General features: G+C 56.3%; 17 protein-coding genes. 12 read left to right on the forward strand and 5 right to left on the reverse strand.

Translation table 11 applies throughout. From position 1 onward, the window contains the following. Nucleotides 1-74: 74 nt before the first annotated feature. Nucleotides 75-1,418: a 2-oxoadipate dioxygenase/decarboxylase HglS gene (gene hglS / locus AC2FAK_RS11920; RefSeq protein ID WP_095455182.1), complete on the forward strand. Its 1,344-nt coding sequence runs from the start codon at nt 75-77 to the stop codon at nt 1,416-1,418. Nucleotides 1,419-1,460: 42 nt separating this feature from the next. Then, on the forward strand, nt 1,461-2,966 hold the full coding sequence (locus tag AC2FAK_RS11925; protein ID WP_095455183.1) for a carboxylesterase/lipase family protein: 1,506 nt from the start codon (nt 1,461-1,463) through the stop codon (nt 2,964-2,966). Here AC2FAK_RS11925 and AC2FAK_RS11930 read toward each other — a convergent pair. Then, nucleotides 2,953-3,795, reverse strand: coding sequence for a LysR family transcriptional regulator (locus AC2FAK_RS11930; protein WP_020688590.1), 843 nt, complete (start codon nt 3,793-3,795; stop codon nt 2,953-2,955). The two genes, AC2FAK_RS11925 and AC2FAK_RS11930, sit on opposite strands and share 14 nt — an antisense overlap. 113 nt (nt 3,796-3,908) lie before the next feature. Here AC2FAK_RS11930 and AC2FAK_RS11935 point away from each other — a divergent pair, with 113 nt between their 5' ends. The 4 genes from AC2FAK_RS11935 to rimL all read left to right on the forward strand — a co-directional run bounded on the left by AC2FAK_RS11935 (nt 3,909) and on the right by rimL (nt 8,568). Continuing rightward, the gene (locus tag AC2FAK_RS11935; RefSeq protein WP_095427381.1) at nt 3,909-5,078 is read left to right on the forward strand and encodes a pyridoxal phosphate-dependent aminotransferase; all 1,170 of its coding nucleotides are present in this window, start codon (nt 3,909-3,911) and stop codon (nt 5,076-5,078) included. Between the two features lie 10 nt (nt 5,079-5,088). Further along, nucleotides 5,089-5,862: a transporter substrate-binding domain-containing protein gene (locus AC2FAK_RS11940; protein ID WP_058684665.1), complete on the forward strand. Its 774-nt coding sequence runs from the start codon at nt 5,089-5,091 to the stop codon at nt 5,860-5,862. A gap of 243 nt (nt 5,863-6,105) precedes the next feature. Then, complete coding sequence (locus AC2FAK_RS11945; RefSeq protein WP_013096654.1) at nt 6,106-7,761, forward strand: glucan biosynthesis protein D; 1,656 nt, start codon at nt 6,106-6,108, stop codon at nt 7,759-7,761. Nucleotides 7,762-8,019: 258 nt separating this feature from the next. After that, on the forward strand, nt 8,020-8,568 hold the full coding sequence (gene rimL / locus AC2FAK_RS11950) for a 50S ribosomal protein L7/L12-serine acetyltransferase (protein WP_023619523.1): 549 nt from the start codon (nt 8,020-8,022) through the stop codon (nt 8,566-8,568). Here the strand turns inward: rimL and ydcK are convergent. Beyond that, entirely contained in the window at nt 8,563-9,543 is a 981-nt protein-coding gene (gene ydcK / locus AC2FAK_RS11955) for a YdcK family protein (protein ID WP_095455184.1), read from the reverse strand. The genes rimL and ydcK overlap by 6 nt on opposite strands. A 122-nt stretch (nt 9,544-9,665) precedes the next feature. On the opposite strand from ydcK, the gene tehA reads away from it, so the two are divergent. Together tehA and tehB are read left to right on the forward strand one after the other, a co-directional pair. Further along, nucleotides 9,666-10,667, forward strand: coding sequence for a dicarboxylate transporter/tellurite-resistance protein TehA (gene tehA, locus AC2FAK_RS11960; protein WP_095455185.1), 1,002 nt, complete (start codon nt 9,666-9,668; stop codon nt 10,665-10,667). Further along, a complete protein-coding gene (tehB, locus tag AC2FAK_RS11965; RefSeq protein WP_058661465.1) occupies nt 10,667-11,260 on the forward strand; it encodes a tellurite resistance methyltransferase TehB in 594 nt (197 codons plus the stop codon). The genes tehA and tehB overlap by 1 nt, the downstream gene beginning before the upstream one ends. Here the strand turns inward: tehB and pepT are convergent. Beyond that, complete coding sequence (pepT, locus tag AC2FAK_RS11970; protein WP_045902945.1) at nt 11,257-12,486, reverse strand: peptidase T; 1,230 nt, start codon at nt 12,484-12,486, stop codon at nt 11,257-11,259. The two genes, tehB and pepT, sit on opposite strands and share 4 nt — an antisense overlap. 110 nt (nt 12,487-12,596) lie before the next feature. On the opposite strand from pepT, the gene AC2FAK_RS11975 reads away from it, so the two are divergent. Continuing rightward, nucleotides 12,597-14,192 carry an ABC transporter substrate-binding protein gene (locus AC2FAK_RS11975; protein WP_095455186.1) on the forward strand — a complete coding sequence of 532 codons (1,596 nt, stop codon included), beginning with the start codon at nt 12,597-12,599 and terminating at the stop codon, nt 14,190-14,192. A gap of 135 nt (nt 14,193-14,327) precedes the next feature. After that, on the forward strand, nt 14,328-15,002 hold the full coding sequence (locus AC2FAK_RS11980) for a DUF3313 domain-containing protein (RefSeq protein ID WP_023619528.1): 675 nt from the start codon (nt 14,328-14,330) through the stop codon (nt 15,000-15,002). A gap of 32 nt (nt 15,003-15,034) precedes the next feature. On the opposite strand, the gene AC2FAK_RS11985 is transcribed toward AC2FAK_RS11980, so the two are convergent. After that, entirely contained in the window at nt 15,035-15,931 is an 897-nt protein-coding gene (locus tag AC2FAK_RS11985; protein WP_020688599.1) for a DMT family transporter, read from the reverse strand. A 175-nt stretch (nt 15,932-16,106) separates the two neighbouring features. Here AC2FAK_RS11985 and AC2FAK_RS11990 point away from each other — a divergent pair, with 175 nt between their 5' ends. Beyond that, a complete protein-coding gene (locus AC2FAK_RS11990; protein ID WP_013096645.1) occupies nt 16,107-16,979 on the forward strand; it encodes a helix-turn-helix domain-containing protein in 873 nt (290 codons plus the stop codon). Here the strand turns inward: AC2FAK_RS11990 and AC2FAK_RS11995 are convergent. Continuing rightward, the gene (locus AC2FAK_RS11995) at nt 16,959-18,320 is read right to left on the reverse strand and encodes a benzoate/H(+) symporter BenE family transporter (RefSeq protein ID WP_311379476.1); all 1,362 of its coding nucleotides are present in this window, start codon (nt 18,318-18,320) and stop codon (nt 16,959-16,961) included. The genes AC2FAK_RS11990 and AC2FAK_RS11995 overlap by 21 nt on opposite strands. On the opposite strand from AC2FAK_RS11995, the gene AC2FAK_RS12000 reads away from it, so the two are divergent. Next, on the forward strand, nt 18,217-18,744 hold the full coding sequence (locus AC2FAK_RS12000; protein ID WP_095455188.1) for a helix-turn-helix domain-containing protein: 528 nt from the start codon (nt 18,217-18,219) through the stop codon (nt 18,742-18,744). The two genes, AC2FAK_RS11995 and AC2FAK_RS12000, sit on opposite strands and share 104 nt — an antisense overlap. The last annotated feature ends 40 nt before the right edge of the window (nt 18,745-18,784 follow it).

Here is an 18,784-nt window from a genome sequence, read left to right on the forward strand (position 1 = left end):
AATCGTAAATTCTTCCCCCCGGAAGGAACGGGTTTCTCTACACTCCAGGTAATATTCACTGGAGGCATGACACCATGGCGAACACCATCACGGCTGATGATATTCGGGAACATTTTTCGCAGGCTATGTCGGCGATGTACCAGCAGGAAGTTCCGCAGTACGGCACCTTGCTTGAGCTGGTCGCGGACGTAAACCTGGCGGTTCTGGAAAACAATCCACTCTTACATGAACAACTGGCGAATGCAGATGAGCTGGCGCGCCTGAATGTGGAGCGTCACGGGGCTATCCGCGTTGGCACCGCAAAAGAGCTTTCTACTTTACGTCGTATGTTTGCCATCATGGGCATGTACCCGGTCAGCTACTATGATCTCTCTCAGGCGGGCGTTCCGGTTCACTCGACGGCATTTCGCCCGGTGGATGATGCGGCGCTGTGCCGTAACCCGTTTCGTATCTTTACCTCACTGCTGCGCCTTGAGTTGATTGAGAACGTTGCCCTGCGCGAGCGGGCGGCGGAGATCCTCTCTTACCGCAACATCTTTACGCCGCGCTGCCTGGCGCTCATCGAACTGCATGAAAAAGAAGGGGCGTTCACCGAGGCGCAGGCGCGGGAGTTTGTTCAGGAAGCGTTAGAAACCTTCCGCTGGCACCGTCATGCGACGGTCGATCAGGAGACCTATCTGGCGCTGCATAATGAGCATCGCCTGATTGCGGATGTGGTCTGTTTCCCGGGATGCCACATCAACCACCTTACGCCACGCACGCTGGATATTGACCGGGTGCAGGAGCTGATGCCGAAGTACGGCATTGAACCCAAAATTCTGATTGAAGGGCCGCCGCGCCGCGAGGTGCCGGTGTTATTGCGTCAGACCAGCTTCAAGGCGCTGGAAGAGCCGGTGCTGTTTGCCGGGGAACATAAAGGCACCCATACCGCGCGCTTTGGTGAAATTGAGCAGCGCGGGGTGGCGTTGACGCCGAAAGGTCGCGAGCTTTATGACAGTTTGCTCGCCGAGTCCGGCACCGGCAAAGACAACCTGACCCATCAGCTTCATCTGCGTGAAGTGTTCAGCGCCTTCCCGGACAGCGAGCTGATGATGCGCCGACAGAAGCTGGCGTATTTCCGCTATCGCCTGACGCCAGCGGGTGAAGCGCATCGTCATGCGTTTCGTCCGGGCGACGATCCGCAGCCGTTAATTGAACGCGGGTGGGTGGTTGCCCAGCCGATCACCTATGAAGATTTCCTGCCGGTCAGCGCCGCAGGGATTTTCCAGTCCAATCTCGGGAATGAAACCCAGGCGCGCAGCCACGGTAACGCCAGCCGGGATGCCTTCGAAGCGGCGCTGGGCTGCCCGGTCTATGACGAGTTCGCACTGTACGAGGAGGCGGAAACCCGCAGCAAACAGCGTTGCGGTTTGCTCTGAAATCGTTACTCTTCAGGGGTGTGATGGAAAAAGAAGGTAGTTATGCAATATCCCTCCGCCCCTGTGGTTGAAACGCGCTACGGCGCACTGGCTGGTTTTACGGATAATACTGTTCAGGCGTGGTACGGCATTCCCTACGCCGCACCGCCCGTTGGCAACTGGCGGTGGCGCTCGCCGCGACCGCCCGAACGCTGGGATGGGGTTCGCATGGCAACGGCGTTTTCCGCCTCAAGCTGGCAAAGCAGCGAATATTGCCAGGAGCTGGGTGGCGGGGATCCCGGACAGTTTTCAGAGGATTGTCTTTATCTTAATGTGTGGTCGCCCGTTGACCGCGTTGAGCCGCTGCCGGTGATGGTCTGGCTGCACGGTGGTGGGTTCACGCTCGGCGCGGGTGGGTTACCTCCCTATAACGGCAGGGCGTTGGCGGAACGCGGCGTTGTGGTCGTCACCCTCAATTACCGCCTTGGTCATCTCGGCTTTTTCGCCCATCCTGCGCTGGAGGGGGAAGAAGATCGCGTGGTGCACAATTTTGCCCTGCTGGATCAGATCGCCGCTCTCGAATGGGTGCGGGACAATATCGCCGCGTTTGGCGGCAATCCCGAAAACGTCACGTTGTTTGGTGAATCAGCTGGCGCACGCAGCGTGTTGTCGCTGCTGGCCTCGCCGCTGGCGAAAGGGTTATTTCATAAAGCGATTGTGCAAAGTGGCTATACCTTGCCGGATACCCCGCGCGAGCAGGCCCTGCGAAAAGGGGAAGCGCTGGCCGCGCATTTTGGGCTGGAGAACGCGACAGCGGAGCAGCTGCGTGCTATTCCACCTGAGTCGTTCTGGCCGTTAACGGCACCGCTGAATATCGCCCCGGCGCCTGTCGCCGGAGATTGTGTGCTGCCGGAGCCGATGCTGGACGTCTTCTTTGCCGCCCGTCAGCAGCGTGTCCCCATCATGATTGGCTCCAACAGCGACGAGGCGAGCGTAATGGCGGTGTTTGGCATCGATCTCGCCGGACAAATTCAGAAGCTCCGCCGGGAGCGGCGCTTTGGTCTGGGGCTGATCAAGCTGCTCTATCCGGGAGTGAAAGGCGATGAAGAGCTGGGAAGGCAGGTGTGCCGGGATATGGCGTTCACCACCATGGGCTATGTGGTGATGCAGGCCCAGCAGCGCGTCGGCGCGCCGTGCTGGCGCTACTGGTTTGACTATGTGGCCGAAGCGGAGCACGCCACCTATATCAACGGTGCCTGGCACGGCAATGAGGTGCCGTATGTATTTGATACGCTCGGAGAAGTGGAACCTTCACGGCAGTATGTGAACGCACGTGATTTACAGTTCGCCGCCCACGTGGCCGACTACTGGGTGAGTTTTGCCCGCGATGCCGGGTATCGTGACAGCCTGCCTGGGCCGACGCACTGGCCAGCCTGCCGTAAAGGGCGTGACGTCCTGTTACGCATTGGTGTGAATAAGCATGCAGGTTTTAAGCTTGAAAACCGCTTTATGCGTGCCCGCATGAGCCTCTTTAAACGGGTGATGAAGCACCACGTTAACCTCGATTAAGCAAACAGGCACGAAATGCGGCCAGGCCGTTTTCCGTGCCTGGCGCTTCGCGCAGCACCAGCCGGTAGCTCGCACCGGTTTTGATACTGGTCGCAAAAGGCCGCACCAGCCTTCCTGCGCGGATGTCCTCTTCCACCAGCGTTTCATCGGCGATGGCGACGCCCAGCCCCTGAATGGCCGCCGTAATGGCGAGATCCATCGTGTCGAAGTGTTGATTTTTGTGCATAACAACGCCCGGCTCATCCTGTTTCGCCAGCCACAGTGACCAGTCGGTTTTATCCCGTGTCGGGTGAAGAAAGGTTAATGAACCCAGTCCAGTCCCCGCCCGCAGCGGGCTGAGCACCGGAGTTAACGCCTCTTCGAACAGCAGATCGCCCGCGCTCATGTGCGTGCCAAACACGATGGCGGCGTCGTAGGATTCGGTTTTAAAGTTGACGTTATGATCGGTGGTGGTGGTCAACGCGATTTGCAGATCGGGCTGCTCGCGCTCTACCTCCAGCAGGCGCGGCACCAGCCAGCGCATGGCGCAGGTAGGCGCTTTCAGCCGGATCACCGTATGCTGGGTGCGGGCCCGATCGGCCACGTTCAGCATCTGTTCGAAAGCGGATTGTAGCTCCGGCAGCAGGGCGCTACCCTGGGAAGAGAGGCGTAATCCGCGCGCGTGGCGTTCAAAAAGCGGAAAGCCAAACCACGCTTCCAGAGCGGCGATTTTACGGCTCACGGCCCCCTGAGTCAGACAAAGCTCTCTGGCGGCATGGGTGAGATTCAGGTGACGCGCGGTCACCAGGAAGGCGTCGATGGCATTGAGCGGGAGCGAACGGCGCGACATAAAAACACCTCAGCTATGCATTTTTCTCATGGCTATTATGACAACAATTCGATTGTCCCGGCAACGGCGTTGTTGTTTGAATAGTTATGCAATCCCCATGAGAAGGATAAATGATGACCCTGAAGACCGCGGTACAAACCCGTTCCAAATTACCGGATGTGGGTACCACCATTTTTACCGTAATCGGCCAGCTTTCTGCTCAGCACAACGCCATCAATCTTTCTCAGGGCGCACCGAATTTTTCCTGCGACCCGAAACTGATTGCGGGCGTAACCCGCGCAATGGAGGCAGGGCATAACCAGTATGCCGCGATGACCGGCCTGCAGCCTTTGAAAGAGCGTATCGCGGAGAAAATTGCCACCCTTTACGGCACCACGTATGACCCGGGGCGCGAGGTGCTGGTTACCGCCAGTGCCAGCCAGGGGCTCTATTCCGCCATCAGCGGGCTGGTGCATCCGGGCGATGAGGTGATCTACTTCGAACCGTCATTTGATAGCTACGCGCCGATTGTTCGCCTTCAGGGCGCCACCCCGGTCGCCATCAAACTCACGGTGCCGGATTTTGCCGTGAACTGGGATGAGGTCCGCGCAGCCATCACCCCCAAAACGCGCATGATCATCATCAACACGCCACATAATCCAAGCGGGCAGGTGTTCTCCGCGAATGACCTGCAGCAGCTGGTGGCCGTGACGCGCAATACCGATATCATTATTTTGTCTGACGAAGTGTACGAGCACGTCGTTTTTGACGGTGAACCGCACCACGGTATGGCCACACATCCGCAGCTGGCGGAGCGTAGCGTCATTATCTCTTCCTTCGGAAAAACCTATCACGTTACCGGATGGCGCGTGGGGTACTGTGTTGCACCGGCGGCACTGATGGAAGAAATTTGTAAAGTGCATCAATTTTTGATGTTTTCTGCCGATACGCCAATGCAGCATGCGTTTGCCGAACATATGACCGATCCGCAAACCTGGCTGTCGCTGGCGGTGTTTTATCAGCGCAAGCGCGATCTGCTGCAAACTCTGCTGGCTGAGTCGCCGTTTAAACTGCTGCCGAGCGCGGGCTCGTTCTTCCTGCTGGCAGATTACAGCCCATTCAGCGACGAGCCCGACAGCGAGATGGTGAAACGGCTGATCGTTGAGTGCGGTGTCGCGACCATTCCGCTGTCCGCTTTCTATACGGATGGTACGGACAATAAATTGATTCGTCTCTCTTTTGCCAAAGATGAGGCGACGTTACGGGCAGGTGCCCAGGCCCTGTGTCGGGTTAAACCACGCTAAGGAGTTTGAGATGAAATTACGCGCGTTAGTTGTCGGCATGGGACTGCTGTGTACGTTTTCGTCATTCGCGGCCACCGAACTGCGGTACGGACTGGAAGCGGAATATCCACCGTTTGAGAGCCGCAATGCCTCCGGCGAGCTGGAAGGGTTTGACGTTGAGTTGGGGAATGCCATTTGCAAAGCCGCTGCGTTGAAATGCACCTGGGTGGAAACATCCTTTGATGCGTTGATTCCGGGGTTGGTGGCGAAGAAATTTGATGCCATCAACTCGGCGATGAACATCACCGAACAGCGGCGCAAAAGTATTGATTTTACCCAACCTATCTACCGCATCCCCTCGCAGTTAGTGGGCAAGGCCGGAACCGCAGTAGAGGCGACACCTGAAGGGCTGAAAGGCAAAACCATTGGCGTGTTGCAGGGTTCCATTCAGGAAACCTATGCCAAAGAGCACTGGGAAAAGCAGGGTGTCACGGTAGTGTCGTATAAAGATCAGAATATGGCGTGGGGCGATTTGCTGAATGGCCGCATCGACGCCTCGCTGGTGATGTCCGCGGCCGGGCAGGCAGGGTTCCTGAGCAAGCCGCAGGGGAAAGGGTTTGGCTTTATCGGCAAACCGGTGTCTGACGACACCATCCTCGGCAGCGGGATCGGCTTTGGGCTGCGCAAAGGGGATGAGGCCACCAAAAAGCAGCTTGATGCCGCGATTGATAAAGTTCGTGCCGACGGCATGATCGCAAAACTCGCTGATAAGTACTTCCCGGGTATCGATGTCAGCGTAAAATAACCACCTCATTTCGCCCCGGTTGTCGATGTCGCACCGGGGCATTTTTCTTCACACTTTCCAGGCTTTCTTTACACCACTTTCGGGCCGTTCTGGTCGACAGAAAATATTTCTCACTTTGCTCATATAATCACCGGCCAACAATTGGATTCTTAACCGTTTTTGTTTAGGCTGTGCGTTCTTTCTTGCCGTCATTTCGCCGAGCGCGAAACACATTCACACGACCATAAGGACGTTTTTCCAGGCATGAATCGCAGACGTTTTTTACAAGGTTCGCTGGCAATGGCAGCCCTGAGCGGCACTTCTGGCCTTGCTTCACTGTTCTCCAGAGCGGCCTATGCCGCTGACTCTGACATCGCCGATGGCCAGAGCCGTCGTTTTGACTTCTCCGTACTGCAATCCATGGCCCATGACCTGGCGAAAACCCCGTGGGGTGGTGCGCCGCGTCCGCTGCCGGAAACGCTGGCAACCATGACGCCGCAGGCCTATAACGCCATCCGGTACGATGAAAAGCAGTCCCTGTGGAACAACATTGAAGGCCGTCAGCTTGACGTGCAGTTCTTCCACATGGGGATGGGCTTCCGCCGCCGCGTGCGGATGTTCTCCCTGGACCAGTCCACCTCCCAGGCGCGTGAGATCCACTTCCGCCCGGAGCTGTTCAGCTACGGGGATACCGGGGTAGATACCAAACAGCTGGAAGGGCAGAGCGACCTCGGTTTTGCTGGCTTCCGCGCCTTCAAAGCGCCTGAGCTGGCGCGTCGCGATATTGTCTCTTTCCTCGGCGCGAGCTATTTCCGTGCGGTAGATGACACTTACCAGTACGGCCTGTCGGCGCGTGGTCTGGCGGTGGACACCTTTACCGACACGCCGGAAGAGTTTCCTGATTTTACGGCCTTCTGGTTTGAAACCGTCAAACCGGGCGACACCACCTTTACCGTCTATACGCTGCTGGACAGCCCAAGCATTACCGGTGCCTATAAGTTCGTGATCCACTGCGAGAAGAGCCAGGTGATCATGGAGGTGGAAAACCATCTCTATGCGCGTAAAGACATCAAACAGCTCGGTATCGCGCCGATGACCAGTATGTTCAGCTGCGGCAATAACGAGCGCCGTATGTGCGACACCATTCATCCGCAGATCCATGACTCCGACCGTCTGGCCATGTGGCGCGGTAACGGCGAGTGGATCTGCCGTCCGCTGAACAACCCGCAGAAACTGCAGTTCAATGCCTTTGTCGATAAAAACCCGAAAGGGTTTGGTTTGCTGCAGCTTGACCGGGATTTCTCCCACTATCAGGACGTGATGGGCTGGTATAACAAACGCCCAAGCCTGTGGGTGGAGCCGCGTAACGACTGGGGTAAAGGTGCGGTTGGCCTGATGGAGATCCCGACCACGGGTGAAACGCTGGATAACGTGGTTTGCTTCTGGCAGCCGGAAAAAGCGGTCAAAGCGGGCGATGAGCTGGACTTCAAATATCGCCTGTACTGGAGCGCCATGCCGCCGGTACGTTCCCCGCTGGCCAACGTCTTCGCGACGCGTACCGGTATGGGCGGCTTCCCGGAAGGCTGGGCGCCAGGTGAACACTACCCGAAAGTATGGGCCCGCCGCTTCGCCATCGACTTTGTCGGCGGCGATCTGAAAGCGGCCGCGCCGAAGGGGATTGAGCCGGTGATCACGCTCTCCAGCGGTGAAGCGAAGCAGGTGGAAATCCTCTACGTTGAGCCGTTTGACGGATACCGCATTCTGTTTGACTGGTACCCAACGTCCGATTCGACGGAGCCGGTGGATATGCGCCTGTTCCTGCGCTGTCAGGGCGATGCCATCAGTGAAACCTGGCTGTATCAGTATTTCCCGCCAGCGCCGGACAAACGTAATTACGTTGACGACCGGGTCATGCGTTAACGATCGATTCCCTCTCCCTTCGGGCTGAGGAATCCCCACTAATTTTTTATTAGTGGTTTCAGAGGATTAGAATGAATATTTTGCGAGCAGTTAGATTCACTCAGCTCGTAGACAGACAGAAAACGCTCATAAATGTGCATCTTCTGTCGAGTTATCGGTTGTTTTTAGCTCCATTTTTGAACAATAAACAACCATTTATCCATATCTAATTTTCTGGGGATTCCTCAGCCCTTCGGGAGAGGGTTAGGGTGAGGGGCAATGACCGCAGCAAAATTCGAAATTATCCCGGTATCAGACGCTATCGAACTTCGCGCCGTCGAAGAGCGCTACACCGCCGATCTGCACAACCTCGTTGTCAAAAACCGCACCTTTCTGCAAACCGCGTTTGATTGGGCGCAGCACGTGGGAACGGAAGAAGACACCCGACGTAACGTGCAAAGCAACCAGATGCTACATCAGCGCGGCTACGCGAAAATGTTTCTTATTTTTCAGGCGGACGAACTGGTGGGCGTGCTGTCGTTCAATTCCATTGAGCCGGTTAATAAAACGGGCTACATCGGCTACTGGCTCGATGAAGCGCATCAGGGGAAGGGGATCCTCTCCTGCGCCTTGCAGGCATTTATGCGCTACTACGTTGAGCGGGGCGAGATCCGCCGTTTTGTGATCAAGTGCCGGGTGGCGAATCAGAACAGCAACAACGTTGCGCGTCGCAACGGCTTTACCCTGGAAGGGTGCCTGCGGGAAGCGGAATACCTCAATGGACGTTATGACGATGTGAACCTTTACGGCAGAGTTTTCCCCCTATAGCGCGCCCAGCAGGGGCGTGCGGGTGATTCGACTCTCGCCGTTAACTACTTTTTCGCCGCGCAGATGAATGCTGTCGCCGTCGAAAGCCTCAATGACGGCATTGTCGGTGATTTCAACGTGGTGCTCAATCAGTACGTCGCCGCTGATCCGCGCCCGTCCCTGAATCACAACCTTATCATCAATCATGATCGGCCCCCCGCGTAGCCACGCCTGACCGCCAATCAGCACGTGGTGCTTAATTACGCAGTTGCCTTCCACCACCGCATTCTCAGCCACCTGAGAGCTGTAGCGCACGGTAGGGATGGCATCGTCGTCGAATCCGGCAATCAGGCGCGCGTTGCCGTACACTTTTGCGCAGTCGCAGACCCAGACGTTATTGATATCGTTCCCTTCAAGAATCGCCTTGTCGAACACCTCGGCACGGTGCTCGATAAAGGCATAATTGACGATGGCCTCGCCGTAGATTTGCGCCTGATGCACCACGCGCGACTGGCTGACGGTCGCGTTGTCGTAGATTTTAAGGATCTGCTCCTGGTCTGGGGTTAAGCCTTTGGCGGCGATAATCATGCTGTTATGCAGCACCCGGGCATCACCAAAAATATGGCATTCCCCCCGTACGGTGGAGTTCTGGATGGTGACGTTGTCACTTATTCGCGCCCCATGGCTCACGTTTGCCCCGTCCAGCCAGCTGTTGCCGCTAATATGGGCATGGTCGCTGACGACGCACGGCAGGGTCAGACGGGCATTACCGGAGACGGTCGCACCGGCGAAGACCACGCTGTTTTCGTCGTAGATCCAGCAGTTCCCCTCCTGAGACAAGGCGCGTTCATCTTCAATCCAGCCGCCTTTCGTCCCGGCGGCGACGTCATTAAAATCTGTCGTGGCGATAATCTGCTTTAACGTAGCCGAGTGGGGCGTTTCGCCGTTTTTCCAGTGCCAGAGCCGGGTTTCATCGCTGAGCCGATACTTTTTCATCGTGTTATCCCTGGTGAGCGTCTTCACTAAACGTAGCAAACTTTCAGCTTTGCGTTGTGCTGGCATCCGAGGCGGAAACACCTTAAAATGGCATTTCAAATACATTTTAAACTTTAAAATTAATGAATAAAAATGACGAAACCCGGCAGGTACTTAACCTGCCCGCAGGTTATTTTGGCATGGTCCTTGGCATTATCGGCATGGGGTTCGCCTGGCGATACGCCAGCACCCTCTGGCCGGTTACGCGCTGGCCGGGTGAGGGGTTGGTTGCCCTTGCGGTGGTATGTTGGTTTTTACTGACGGTGGCGTTTATTACGCGCGCGGTGCGTTTCCCGCGTAGCGTGCTGGCGGAAATGCGACACCCGGTAATGAGCAGCTTTGTCAGCCTTTTTCCGGCCACCACGATGCTGGTTGCCATTGGGTTTGTCCCCTGGTACCGCCCGGTTTCGCTGGTGTTGTTTGCCGTGGGCGTGATGGTGCAGCTTGCCTATGCCGCCTGGCAAAGCGCCGGGCTATGGCGCGGTAACCATCCTCAGGAGGCGACAACGCCGGGGTTATATCTGCCTACGGTGGCAAACAATTTTATCAGCGCGATGGCGTGTGGTGCGCTGGGGTTTAACGATGCAGGGTTAGTCTTCCTCGGTGCAGGCGTCTTTTCCTGGCTCAGCCTGGAACCGGTTATTCTCCAGCGCCTTCGTAGCGCGGGTGAACTGCCCACCGCACTGCGTACGTCGCTGGGTATTCAACTGGCCCCGGCGCTGGTGGCCTGTAGCGCCTGGATTAGCGTCAACGGCGGGGAAGCCGATACCTTTGCCAAAATGCTGTTCGGTTATGGCCTGTTGCAACTGCTGTTTATGTTGCGTCTGTTGCCGTGGTATATGTCTCAGCCGTTTAACGCATCGTTCTGGAGCTTCTCGTTTGGCGTGTCGGCACTGGCAACCACCGGTCTGCATCTGGGGCACAGCAGCGCGTCAGGCTTTTTCCACGCCATTGCTGTGCCGCTCTTTATCTTCACTAACTTCATCATTGGGATGCTGTTGGTTCGTACATTCATCCTGCTGATACAGGGCAAACTTCTGGTGCGCACTGAGAAAGCACGGCTTATGCAATCTGAGGAACAATAATGGCTGTCGACGAAAACTACTTCACCGAGAAATATGGACTCACCCGTACCCATTCAGAGGTGCTGTACAGCGCAGAGATCGTTAAGCCCGGTAAAACGCTCGATCTCGGCTGCGGCAATGGCCGTAACAGCCTCTACCTGGCCGCTAACGGTTACGATGTGACGGCGTGGGATAAAAATCCCATGAGCATCGATAACATCGAACGCATTAAAGCGGCGGAAGGCATAGCGAATCTGCAGACGGCGATCAAAGATCTGAACAGCCTGAGCTTTGACAGGGAATACGATTTCATTCTCTCCACCGTGGTACTGATGTTCCTTGAAGCGAAAACCATCCCTGGTTTGATCGCCAATATGCAGCGCTGCACGAAACCGGGCGGTTACAACCTGATTGTGGCCGCCATGGATACTGCGGATTATCCTTGTACCGTCGGCTTCCCGTTTGCATTCAAAACCGGCGAACTGAGCCACTATTACGAAGGCTGGGATCTGCTTAAGTACAACGAAGATCCCGGCGAACTGCATCGCACCGACGAGAACGGCAACCGCATCAAATTGCGCTTCGCGACCCTGCTGGCACGTAAACCCGCTTAACGGGCGGCCAGCAGACAGAGCTGCAGGGCAGTGTGGTAAGAGGCCTCGAACGACGACAGCGGCAGAAACTCAAACCGTGAGTGGAAATTGTGCGCGCCGGTGAAGAAGTTCGGGGTTAACAACCCTTTGGCTGAAAGCGCCGCGCCGTCTGTTCCGCCGCGCATCGGGGTGGGTTTGGGGGTGATCCCAAGGGATTCCATTGCCGCAAACATCAGGTCAATGGCCCGGCGATCTTCCCCAATCGCATTGCTGATATTGCTGTAGGTATCCTCAATCTGGTACTCCACCTTTGCGGTGGGGTGTCGGGCGGCAATCAGCGCCGCGACGTCGGCAATCTGCTGCTTACGGGCGGCAAAGCTTGCCTGATCGAAGTCGCGGATATTCGCTCTCAGTACGGCCTCGTTTTGCCCGGCCTGAATGCCGTTAAACCAGATATAGCCCTCACGCCCCTCGGTGCACTCCGGGGTTTGCTGCCGGTCAAAATGGTTAATGAAATCCGTCGCCATCAGCAGCGGGTTCACCAGCACGCCTTTGGCAGACATGGGGTGCGCGGTGACGCCGGTAAAACGGATTTCTGCCGCCGCCGCATTAAAGTTTTCATAGACAATTTCGCCCAGCTCACAGCAGTCAATCGTCCAGGCAAAATCAACGTCGAAGCGCTTCAGATCCAGCGCTTTTGCCCCCTTCAGGCCAATCTCCTCATCCGGCACAAACGCAACCACGATATCCCCATGCTGATGCGCCGACGTCAGGTTTTCCAGCAGGGTCATCACCACGGTCACGGCGGCTTTATTATCTGCGCCTAATACGCTGGTTCCATCGCTGAAAATAATCTCTTCGCCGGGATAGGCCAGAATTTCCGGGTGCTCGTTGACGCGAAGCCAGATCTCTTTCTCTTTATTCAGACAGAGGTCTTCACCATTAAAGGTTAATATTTGTGGATGAATATCCGGTGATAATCCCACGTCAACGGTATCAATATGGGTAATAAATCCAATCCGCGGCGCGCCGGGCACATTGCCTTTTTTTACCGCGGTGACCGTGGCAAATTCATCGATGACAATGTCGTCTAAGCCCAGCTGTGTCAGCTCTTTCGCCAGTTCTCGCGCCATCTCATGCTGGCCCGGAGTGGAAGGGAGAGTACTGACTTTTGCATCGCTCTGGCTGGTGATGGCGAGATAACGGAAAAAGCGTTGCGTTAATTGTCTGGAAAGCGGCGAGCCCATAGTGTTTTCTTCCTTATTTATTTTTCGGGTGTTTGCTCCCTCACTTTAATGTTATTTATGAAATGGCAAAAGAATTAATTAGCCGTCGAATTAAAAGACAGGAATAAATGATGAAAAGCAAACTCACAACGTTAACTCTGGCACTCGCCGCGCTTACGGTCAGTTCCACCGTAGCCGCGAAAACGCTGGTGTATTGCTCCGAAGGGTCTCCGGAAAATTTTAATCCTCAGTTATATACCTCGGGTACCAGCGTGGACGCCAGCGCGGTGCCGGTCTATAACCGGCTGGTCGATTTCAAACCCGGCACCACGGAGCTGGTGCCGAGCCTCGCGGAGCGCTGGGAGGTGAGCGAAGACGGCAAGGTCTATACCTTCCATCTGCGCAAAGGGGTGAAATTCCAGAGCAATAAGTCCTTTACGCCAACGCGCGACTTTAATGCCGATGATGTGATCTTCTCGTTTATGCGCCAGAAGGATGCGAATCACCCTTACCATAACGTCTCTAACGGCAGCTATTCCAACTTTGAAAGTCTGGAGTTTGGCAGTTTAATCACCGCGATTGATAAAGTGGATGACCATACCGTGCGCTTTACCCTGGCGCACCCGGAAGCGCCATTTGTCGCCGATCTGGCGTGGTATTTTGCCTCCATTCTTTCGGCGGAATATGCCGACGCGATGCTCAAGGCGGGCACGCCGGAGAAGGTGGACATGGAGCCCATCGGCACCGGCCCCTTTAAGCTGGCGCAATACCAGAAAGACTCCCGCATCCTGTTCACCGCCTTCCCGGACTACTGGCAGGGGAAATCGAAGCTGGATCGGCTGGTGTTTACCATTACGCCGGATGCGTCGGTCCGTTTTGCCAAAATCGAGAAAAACGAATGTCAGGTGATGCCTTTCCCGAACCCGGCCGATCTGCCGCGGATGAAGGCGAACAAGGATATCAATCTCATGAGCAAGGCGGGGCTGAATACCGGCTTCCTGGCGTTCAATACCCAGAAGCCTCCGCTGGATAATGTGAAAGTGCGCCAGGCGCTGGCGATGGCCATCAACAAACCGGCCATTATTGACGCCGTGTTCCACGGCACTGGCACGGCGGCGAAGAACCTGCTGCCGCCGGGGGTATGGGGGGCCGACAGCGAGCTGAAGGATTACGAATACGATCCCGAAAAAGCCAAAGCGCTGTTAAAAGAGGCCGGTTTTGCCAACGGTATCAGCATCGATTTATGGGCGATGCCGGTGCAGCGCCCCTATAACCCGAATGCGAAACGCATGGCGGAGATGATTCAGGCGGACTGGGCGAAGGTGGGTGTGCAGACCAAAATCGTCACCTACGAATGGGGCGAGTACCTGAAGCGGGTGAAGGGCGGCGAGCATCAGGCCGCGCTGATGGGCTGGACCACGGCGACCGGCGATCCGGACAACTTCTTTGGTCCGCTCTTTACCTGCACCTCGGCGAACGGCGGTTCAAACTCGGCCAAATGGTGCTACAAGCCGTTTGATGACATCATCGCCGAGGCAAAATCGATAACCGATCATGACAAACGCGTGGCGCTGTATAAGCAGGCTCAGCAGATGATGCACGATCAGATGCCCGCGGTGATGATCGCCCACTCCACGATTTTTGAACCGGTTCGTAAGGACGTCACGGGGTACGAAATCGACCCGTTTGGCAAACATATCTTCTGGCAGGTGGATATTAATCAGTAATTTTTTACTGCCCGGACCGTCTCCGGGCAGACTTTTCGCAATTTGTGCTCTCAGCATCATTTTTTGTCACAACGCACCCGCCTGACTTTTGCTATAACTTCAAATGCATACTTGCAGATAACATGGAAAACCATCATGCGTACTCACTCTTTTTTTAAAGTTGCAGTGCTTTCTGGTCTGTTGGCACTGGCGGGGTGTTCATCCAAAGTTGCCGCGCCTGACCAATACTCCGGCTTTTTGAAAGATTACTCAGGCTTGCAGCAAACGACATCCGCAACGGGTAAACCAACCCTGCGTTGGGTCGATCCTTCTTATAACGAGGCGAATTACGACAGTATCATCTGGACGCCAATTACCTATTATCCGACACCTAAACCAACCACCCAGATTGGTCAACGTACGCTTGATGAACTGTTAAATTACACCAATAACAAGTTGAAAACCGCGATTGGCCAACGCAAGCCAATTGTGACGACGCCGGGCAAACACAGCCTGATTTTCCGCGGGGCGATCACCGGGGTGAGCTCGCAGAAAGAGGGCCTGCAGTTCTATGAAGTGGTGCCTGTTGCGCTGGTAGTGGCAGGTACGCAGATGGCAACCGGCCATCGCACCATGGATACCCATCTCTTTTTCGAAGGTGAGTTGATTGATGCGGCGACGAACAAACCGGTAATCAAGGTTGTTCGTAAAGGTGAAGGCAAAGAGCTGAGCAACGAAAATACGCCAATGACCTTCGCGACGCTGAAGCAGGTTGTTGATGACATGGCGACGGACGCCACCATGTTTGATGTGCATAAAACAGCGAAATAATCACATACGGCCTGCAAGCGCAGGCCGTTTTTTTATGCCGTACGCAGGCGTCTGAACCAGGTTTCCGGTCTGGTAAACATCACCATATTCCCGCCCAGAATCAGCAGTAACCCGATAATGCCGTTAATGTGCCAGACGTAGCCTTCATACACCGTGGAGATGGACAGCGCCACCAGCGGGAAGAGCAGCGTACTGTAGGCCGCTTTGCCCGGACCAATGCGTCCGACCAGGGTGAAGTAGGCACCAAAGGCAATCACCGAACCAAACAGGGCCAGATAGACCAGCGCTCCCATGTAGCTCATCGTCCATTGCGGCGCGAAGCTGTCGCCTCTGAACAGCGCGATGCAGCCCATCACCAGCGTGCCGTAGAGCATCGCCCACGCGTTGGTGGTCATCGTCTCTAGCCCTCTGCGCTGATGCCGCATGCTGATCATGTTGCCCAGCGAGAAGCCGTAGGTCCCGAGTGCGGAAAGGCCAATGCCCGTCAGCAGCGATACGCTCCAGCCGCTGGCCAGCAGATCGTCCCAGAAGAGGGTGATGATCCCCACCAGACCCAGGGCGGCGGCTGTCCAGAAACGCGCGGGTGGACGCTGTCCGAAGAAAATAAAACTGTTGATGGCGTTATAGAGCACCGCCATGGAAAATATCACCGACTCCAGGCCAGTGTTAATATGCGCCGCTGCCGTGTAAAAGCACCAGAAGTTGAAGCAAAACACGCAGCATCCTTGCAGCACGCAGAACAGATGATCCCGAAGCGCCAGTTTACGCAGGCGGCCAAGCGCCAGGAGCACCACCATCATCGTGGCGCTGGCCAGCGCAAAACGCCAGAAAATGGACACCGGAGCCGCCACAGGACCCTGCTGCAGGAAAATTGCAATCCAGGTGGTTCCCCAGATAACCACCACCAGTCCGTATAACAATGCGTTCATGTTGTCTCTCTTCTCAAACCACGGAAACCCACAGTATGGCGACGAAGACGTTGACAGGCTTTCACCGTCCTGCGGCGGACTTGCAAAATCTTGCGCTTTTTTCTGTTCCGGGGTCTGGCAACGTGAAGCAACAATTCTTAGACTGACATTCTGATTCACAGACGCGCTAACGGTTATGTCACACGCTTACGATACCTTTGAAACGCTACGCCAACAGAACGCCGTGCTGCGGGAAACCGTTGCGCTCAATTCCGGTATCCAGCTGGCGGCGTGGTACAACAAGCGCGACACGATCACCGTAAAAAGCAATCATCACACCCTGAGCCTGTACGTGGCGGACGGTTATGAGAGCTATCAAAAAACGCCGGGCGGCTGGAAAAACGGTGGTGGGCCGGATCGTTTTTGCCTGATGCCGAAAGAGAGTGAGTCGACGTGGGATATCCGCGATGACCTGTCGTTTGTCCACCTCTACTGCACCGATGACCATCTGCGCGATGTGGGTGAAAAAATCTGGGACAAACGCCCGCTGTCGTTGACGCTGGATGAAAAAATCTTTGGCAGCGATGCAAAAATCACTGCGCTCTATCGTCAGTTTTTGCTCGGCTGTGACTGGCAGCAAAAAGCCAATCAGCTGACGCTCAGCACGGCCTCGACGCTGCTGCTGACCCATCTGCTGCAGAACTATTCGAATGTGCAGTGGAAACTGCCGGTGGTCACCGGCGGGCTATCGCCGTTTGTACTGCGCAACGTGCTGGCCTTTATCGAAGAGAACCTTGCTCAACCGCTCACGCTGGCTGAACTGGCGGCGCAGGCCGCGCTCAGTGAGTACCATTTTGCCCGCATGTTCCGTCAGTCGACGGGGCTGGCACCGCACCAGTACGTGATGCAGCGCCGCATGGAGAAAGCCAAAACGCTGGTGCAGCATACGGCGACGCCGCTGACGGATATTGCACTCGCCTGTGGATTTAACTCCGCCAGCCACTTCAGCAACCGCTTTCGCAGCGTGATGGGGATGACGCCTTCACAGCTACGCGCGGCGAAGGCGTGATAAAACGGCGAAGCATACGCCTCCCAGCACCAGCCCCCAGAATGCAGAGCCAATCCCGAGCAGCGTCACGCCGCTGGCGGTCATCAGAAACGTGACAATCGCCGCGTCACGCTCCGTTTCGTTATGCAATGCCTGATACAAACTCCCGCTGATGGTGCCCAGCAGCGCCAGGCCTGCCAGCGTCTGGATCCAGCTCGGCGGCAGGGCCGCCATCAGCCCGGTAAGGGATCCCCCGAATACGCCCGCCAGCAGATAAAAACCGCCTGCCGCCATCGCTGCCAGCCAGCGTTTACTGGCATCCGGATGCGCATCCGGGCTCTGGCAAATGGCTGCGGTAATGGCTGCAATGCAGATGGAGTAGACGCCGAAGGGCGAAAGCAGCAGCGCCAGCCCGCCGGTCGCGATCATCAGTGGAGATACCGCCAGTGGATAGCCCGACGCTTTCATCGTGGCGACACCGGGCGCATTTTGCGACGCCATGGTCACGAGGAAAAAGGGCAAGCCGATACTGACCAGGCTGGTGAGGTTAAACGCAGGTGCAATGAACTGGGGCATGACGAGGGAAAGGGTGAGTCGGTTTGTGACAACGTCACCGCCCGCCCAGGCCACCACGCTCCCTGTTATCAGAGTCGCCACAATGGCGTAGCGTGGCGCCAGCGCTTTGGCGACCAGCCATGCCGCAATCATGCTGCCGCACAGCAGAAAATGGCCGTCGAGGTGACTGAACGTCTGCAGGCCAAAGCGCAGCAATACGCCTGCCAGCATCGCGGCGGCAAGCGAATGGGGAATAAGCTTCATCAGGCGGGCGAAGAGTCCGGTCAGGCCGCACAGTAAGATCAGCCCATTGGCGAAAATGAAAATGCCGATGGTTTCTGCAAGCGTTATCCCGTGCAGACTGGTAGCCAGCAGCGCCGCGCCGGGGGTTGACCAGGCGGTGAGTACCGGGGCTTTATACCACCATGACAGGGCGAGCGTACTGATCCCCATGCCGAACCCCAGTGCGGTCATCCAGCCGGCGATCTGCTGTGCGCTGGCACCTGCCGCGGCAGCAGCCTGCCAGATGATGGCGGCCGAGCTGGCATAACCGACCAGGACGGCAACAAATCCGGCAAGAATGGCGGGAAAAAGAGGGGCTGACTGGCGCATAATATCTCCGTTGTGCGTTATAACGTCCGCAATAAGGTAGCACTGTGCGTTATAGCGTACAAGTGATATGCTTACCCCCTCGGGAGGAAACATGGAAATCACACAACATCTTGCTACAACACTCAAGACGCAGCGCCAGGCGCGCGGCTGGAGCCTGTCAAAGCTGGCAGAAGAGACGGGGGTGTCAAAAGCCATGCTGGGACAGATCGAGCGTAATGAATCCAGCCCAACGGTGTCGACGCTGTGGAAAATTGCCACGGGGCTAAACGTCCCGTTCTCGGCGTTTATCACGCCGGAGGCAGACCGGCAGGCGGTGTTCGACCCGCAGCAGCAGGCGATGGTGGTGAAACCGCTGTTCCCGTGGGATGAGACGCTGAAGTTCGATCATTTCTCCATCACCCTGGCGCCCGGCGCCCTGAGTGAATCCACGCCGCACGAGGCGGGGGTGATTGAACACGTGGTGGTGATAAGCGGTGAACTGGAGATGAAAATTGACGGCGAATGGCGAACCCTTTACGCCGACCAGGGTGTGCGTTTTGCCGGGGATAAACCGCATGCCTACCGCAACAGCAGCAGCCGACCGGTGCATTTTCACTCCCTGATTCATTATCCCCGCTAAAGGCTCGCAAAACTGTTTCGCTGATGCATACTTCTGACTA

It is taken from the genome of Enterobacter cloacae complex sp. 394F7 (genome assembly GCF_057320385.1).

Coding starts and splice junctions, on each gene's coding strand:
- AC2FAK_RS11995 (WP_311379476.1), bottom strand. CDS start 18,320: ATGGCTTTTGACACCCCCGTCTCTTCTGCCAGCTTTGACAGGCTCCAG.
- tehB (WP_058661465.1), top strand. CDS start 10,667: ATGGCTGTCGACGAAAACTACTTCACCGAGAAATATGGACTCACCCGT.
- AC2FAK_RS11945 (WP_013096654.1), top strand. CDS start 6,106: ATGAATCGCAGACGTTTTTTACAAGGTTCGCTGGCAATGGCAGCCCTG.
- AC2FAK_RS11930 (WP_020688590.1), bottom strand. CDS start 3,795: ATGTCGCGCCGTTCGCTCCCGCTCAATGCCATCGACGCCTTCCTGGTG.
- AC2FAK_RS11935 (WP_095427381.1), top strand. CDS start 3,909: ATGACCCTGAAGACCGCGGTACAAACCCGTTCCAAATTACCGGATGTG.
- pepT (WP_045902945.1), bottom strand. CDS start 12,486: ATGGGCTCGCCGCTTTCCAGACAATTAACGCAACGCTTTTTCCGTTAT.
- AC2FAK_RS11990 (WP_013096645.1), top strand. CDS start 16,107: ATGTCACACGCTTACGATACCTTTGAAACGCTACGCCAACAGAACGCC.
- AC2FAK_RS11925 (WP_095455183.1), top strand. CDS start 1,461: ATGCAATATCCCTCCGCCCCTGTGGTTGAAACGCGCTACGGCGCACTG.
- ydcK (WP_095455184.1), bottom strand. CDS start 9,543: ATGAAAAAGTATCGGCTCAGCGATGAAACCCGGCTCTGGCACTGGAAA.
- AC2FAK_RS11980 (WP_023619528.1), top strand. CDS start 14,328: ATGCGTACTCACTCTTTTTTTAAAGTTGCAGTGCTTTCTGGTCTGTTG.
- AC2FAK_RS11940 (WP_058684665.1), top strand. CDS start 5,089: ATGAAATTACGCGCGTTAGTTGTCGGCATGGGACTGCTGTGTACGTTT.
- AC2FAK_RS11975 (WP_095455186.1), top strand. CDS start 12,597: ATGAAAAGCAAACTCACAACGTTAACTCTGGCACTCGCCGCGCTTACG.
- AC2FAK_RS12000 (WP_095455188.1), top strand. CDS start 18,217: ATGGAAATCACACAACATCTTGCTACAACACTCAAGACGCAGCGCCAG.
- tehA (WP_095455185.1), top strand. CDS start 9,666: ATGAATAAAAATGACGAAACCCGGCAGGTACTTAACCTGCCCGCAGGT.
- AC2FAK_RS11985 (WP_020688599.1), bottom strand. CDS start 15,931: ATGAACGCATTGTTATACGGACTGGTGGTGGTTATCTGGGGAACCACC.
- rimL (WP_023619523.1), top strand. CDS start 8,020: ATGACCGCAGCAAAATTCGAAATTATCCCGGTATCAGACGCTATCGAA.
- hglS (WP_095455182.1), top strand. CDS start 75: ATGGCGAACACCATCACGGCTGATGATATTCGGGAACATTTTTCGCAG.